Origin of the sequence: Enterococcus sp. RTP21361st1_A6_RTP21361_211029 (assembly GCF_040910045.1) — a bacterium.
GTDB lineage: Bacteria > Bacillota > Bacilli > Lactobacillales > Enterococcaceae > Enterococcus_D > Enterococcus_D gallinarum.
This window is the reverse complement of sequence record NZ_JBDGBK010000153.1, coordinates 1-3623: the sequence shown is the minus strand read 5'-3', so window position 1 is coordinate 3623 and position 3623 is coordinate 1. Positions and strand designations below refer to the sequence as shown.

Genomic DNA, 3623 nt, shown 5'->3' with positions numbered 1-3623 from the left:
CGTCAATTCTTTTCTCAGCTCTCTGGCGAAATGAACCGTCAAGTAGACGCATAAGCCTAAGCTGTTAGCGATGATCAAAGCGATCAGCAGTATCTCCGGAGACGGTAGGTACTTGTTGCACTGTGCATTGAGATACTGAGAACCTATGACGTACTGCAGAACAATGTACCCATCATCTCGAGTGATGAAGATGAACTGTGTTCTACCGCCTGCATCTATGAGACCCGTCTCGGCAAACGCCAGAGCCTTCTCTTCCTCTTCTTCGTTCATATTCGTATCTATAGATCCATAGTTTCTATCCAACCGAAGGTATTTAATCCCAATGGGCAGATACACGTCTGATACATCTGGCGTTGCGGTGAGTATCGGCACCAGATTTTTCGCTTGCCGTTCGGCATTATCCGCAAACGTTACAAGCCCCATGCTGGAGGCGAACATCATGCAGGCAAAGGGGATGACTACGGACATGCACAGTCCGCAAAGCAGACATACAAGAAATCTATAAAAAGTTCTTGTAAGCGTCGTCTTCATCTTTGTTCCCATTTATAGCCTATCCCCCAGACCGTTACGATTGGTTGAACACCGGCCTCCTCGAACTTCGACCTTATGTTTTTTATATGCGTCGAAATTGTAGAACCATCGCCATCCCCATAGAAGGGAAAAACGGCTTCGTATATTTGTTTCTTTGAAAAAACCTGCCCTCTGTTGCCGGCAAGATATTCGCAGATCAGATATTCGCTTTTCGTCAAAGGCACAGGTGTATTATCCACCAGCAGTTCTTTTGCGGATAGATCAATCTTTATCCGATCAAACGTAAGCGACACATGTCGTTCTCTCTGTTCACGGCGTAGATGCGCATGTACTCTCGCACGTAATTCCGCAATACGAAATGGTTTTGTCAGATAGTCATCCGCTCCTAGTCCAAGACCGGATGTAATGTCTCTCTCCATTGTCTTAGCGGTCAGAAAGAGAATGGGACAGTCCACCAACGAACGTATCTTGCCGCAATAGGTGAATCCGTCCATATCAGGCATCATGATGTCCAATATAATCAGATCATACTCGTTCAGCCCTTCAAGGGGCACATGGGCGGCGGACGTATGGATCGTCACTGAATGTCCATCTTTTTCCAGTCCGTTTTTCACAAGTTCCAAGATGGGTCGATCATCATCAATCATCAGGATTGTCGCCATGATACACCTGCTTGCCTCTTCTATTCCATAATTCATATATGCAATAAAAACGGTCATTGGCGCTTTGCAACATAGAAGACGTCATTTATCCGCACCGCAACGGCTTCAGTCCTCTCTCTACTGTTGATTTCATAAACGTCCTTGTACATCCATTGTTCCCGATGCCGTCCAACGGTTTCCCCATACCAGTCAATTTCCTTCAATTCCTCCTTTGACAAAGGAATCTTCGTCTCTGCATCAAATACGACATCTTTAACAAGAAGATCAATGCGACTTCCTAGTTCACCATCTGACACAGTATCAGAAGTTACTTGATAGACTACGCCATCACAAAGAATCTGGGTCGCATCTCGGGGATTGACCGAGAATCCGCAACTCGTGGATTGTCGCATGTCCTTAAAATCAAACACCCTATCCACGTCTCTGACATCTTCGTCTATGACAGCTTTGTGATACTCGCCATCTATATCCACAATCAGATAGTCGCCGGCATCAGAAGCTGCATACACATTTACGAATGGAAGAACATGGGACTTACCAGGGGCTTTATCCACCAGATCCGATATCTTCGCCAGAGTCTGCAAGGTACCATTCTTAAGATCCTCTTGAAGTATTACCTTTCCCGTCTCGTCCACAGCAACAAGTTGTCGGACATACCCGACCCATGCCCCGAGACCGTTGTTGGAGACCGTATCCTCTAGAATGGTGTAGTCATTTCCCATACAGGAGAACTTCGTCACGTTATCCTTATTCAAATAACATTGCTCTCCGGGATATTCGCTGTTCCCCTCTTGCAACGAACAGCCCGTAAGAGATAGACATGCGATACCAGCACAGAGCAGCGGCAGCATTTTACTCATATCCCTTTGTCCCTTCCCATCTGTGGAACCACATCAGGCTTACGATGAATAGCACCATTGAAGAGACAAGCATGATCATGAATCCTAGTTGGAGTTCATATAATCCAGAATAAAACTGTTCCTCATTAACATATCTCAAGACACAATAATCTATAAACCGCACTCCCCAGCCCCACGGAAGGAACTTCCAGATACAGTCTCCAAGTCCCGTAGCCAGCAATGCCGATAATAGGCTTCCTGTAATACCTATACCCATAACTACACTTTTACCTAGAGTGAAACCAGCAAGTATGGAAATAAGATACAGTGGTATTGCAGACAATATCAACATGGTAAGTGGTCGTATATAGAACGAGAATGGAACGCTTGAATAAAGCAGAGCAAATAAGAAGACACAAAGCGCCGTTGCGGAAGCTGCCAGAATGATAAGATATGCCAATTTTCCGATATATACTGACATGCGCGAAGGAACCACGCCAAGGATTGATTGAAAATGACCTGCTTCATTTTCAAGTTCGACCGTCATACCTACGACGATAGAGATAACAAGTGGAAAAACAATTGCCACAACTTCTAAAAAAGTCGTCACAGCCGTCATCCATCCCCAACCTGATATACGGAAATATCCAGCAAAAACACAGGCCCCGATCACAGGGAAGAGAACATGGATCAGAAGTAATGGCGTATGCCTGCTTTTAAGCCATTCCGCTTGAAGACATCTGATAATACCCGACATCAAAGAACCTCCTGCTTGATAAAGGATCTTGCCGTTGACTTCGCAAGGCCATATAGTAGAAACACCGACAGGCACAGTACCGCGATGCCCAACAGTAAGGGAGTCGACAGGGCACTTCCTTCTACTGATGCTCCATTCGGCAATATTCCCAATGCGGGAACCATAAGGCGATCAACCCAACTATAAGGGCACAGGAACCAAAGGCCTGTGTCCGCCCCCAATATCCCCAGCGTCAGGCTCATTCCAACATTCAATATGAGAGTGGCGAATACACCCACCTTCTTGGTCAGCCATAAGCATAGTGGTATATTCCATGCACTTGCCAGAATGATGCAGAGCGTTCCGAACAATGCCTGCATCGGTCTGATCGTCATGGGTATGCCGAAGATGCGTTGAATAATGAAACCACCTGCAATATTGCACAACATCAGAATTGCATTGGCGAGTGCCGCATAAAGTATGCAGGTGATTATCTTTGCATACCATACCCGCTCTAGGTCGACAGGTAACGACAATATGGCCCTAAACTGTAATTTGCCGCTATCTCTCTGGATTATCAAGATTGATAATAGCGTCACGCAGCCGGGGTACAAGAACACATACCACCAGTTATATGAATTCTGCTGATACCACATAGGAGCAAGCACATTAAGACATACCGTTAGCATAGGGGCTATCCATGCTATTTTCCTAACGAAAGTACCTTTATGTTTCAGGTATTCAGAGGCTATATAATTGATCATACTATCGTTCTTCCTGTGATTTCCTTACAACCTCGACAAATAGTTCTTCCAAGTTCTGATCCTTATTCATTGGTCCTTCATATCCCAAAAC

Annotated in this window: 4 protein-coding genes and 1 pseudogene; all 5 read right to left on the bottom strand. The window is 45.3% G+C overall.

The window, feature by feature from the left end; all coding sequences use genetic code 11:
• A pseudogene (locus AB5Z52_RS16265) lies at nucleotides 1-543 on the bottom strand (hypothetical protein); the annotation flags it as partial.
• Nucleotides 528-1193 carry a response regulator transcription factor gene (locus AB5Z52_RS16260; RefSeq protein ID WP_368267022.1) on the bottom strand — a complete coding sequence of 222 codons (666 nt, stop codon included), beginning with the start codon at nucleotides 1191-1193 and terminating at the stop codon, nucleotides 528-530. The pseudogene AB5Z52_RS16265 and the gene AB5Z52_RS16260, both read right to left, overlap by 16 nt.
• Nucleotides 1194-1246: 53 nt before the next feature.
• Nucleotides 1247-2053, bottom strand: coding sequence for a NisI/SpaI family lantibiotic immunity lipoprotein (locus AB5Z52_RS16255; protein WP_154535908.1), 807 nt, complete (start codon nucleotides 2051-2053; stop codon nucleotides 1247-1249).
• The gene (locus AB5Z52_RS16250) at nucleotides 2046-2789 is read right to left on the bottom strand and encodes a lantibiotic immunity ABC transporter MutG family permease subunit (RefSeq protein ID WP_154535907.1); all 744 of its coding nucleotides are present in this window, start codon (nucleotides 2787-2789) and stop codon (nucleotides 2046-2048) included. The genes AB5Z52_RS16255 and AB5Z52_RS16250 overlap by 8 nt, the downstream gene beginning before the upstream one ends.
• A complete protein-coding gene (locus AB5Z52_RS16245) occupies nucleotides 2789-3532 on the bottom strand; it encodes a lantibiotic immunity ABC transporter MutE/EpiE family permease subunit (protein ID WP_174773121.1) in 744 nt (247 codons plus the stop codon). The genes AB5Z52_RS16250 and AB5Z52_RS16245 overlap by 1 nt, the downstream gene beginning before the upstream one ends.
• Nucleotides 3533-3623 lie beyond the last annotated feature (91 nt).

Excerpts from the sequence above, each read along its gene's own strand:
- AB5Z52_RS16255 (WP_154535908.1), bottom strand. The coding sequence starts at position 2,053 with ATGAGTAAAATGCTGCCGCTGCTCTGTGCTGGTATCGCATGTCTATCT.
- AB5Z52_RS16245 (WP_174773121.1), bottom strand. The coding sequence starts at position 3,532 with ATGATCAATTATATAGCCTCTGAATACCTGAAACATAAAGGTACTTTC.
- AB5Z52_RS16260 (WP_368267022.1), bottom strand. The coding sequence starts at position 1,193 with ATGGCGACAATCCTGATGATTGATGATGATCGACCCATCTTGGAACTT.
- AB5Z52_RS16250 (WP_154535907.1), bottom strand. The coding sequence starts at position 2,789 with ATGTCGGGTATTATCAGATGTCTTCAAGCGGAATGGCTTAAAAGCAGG.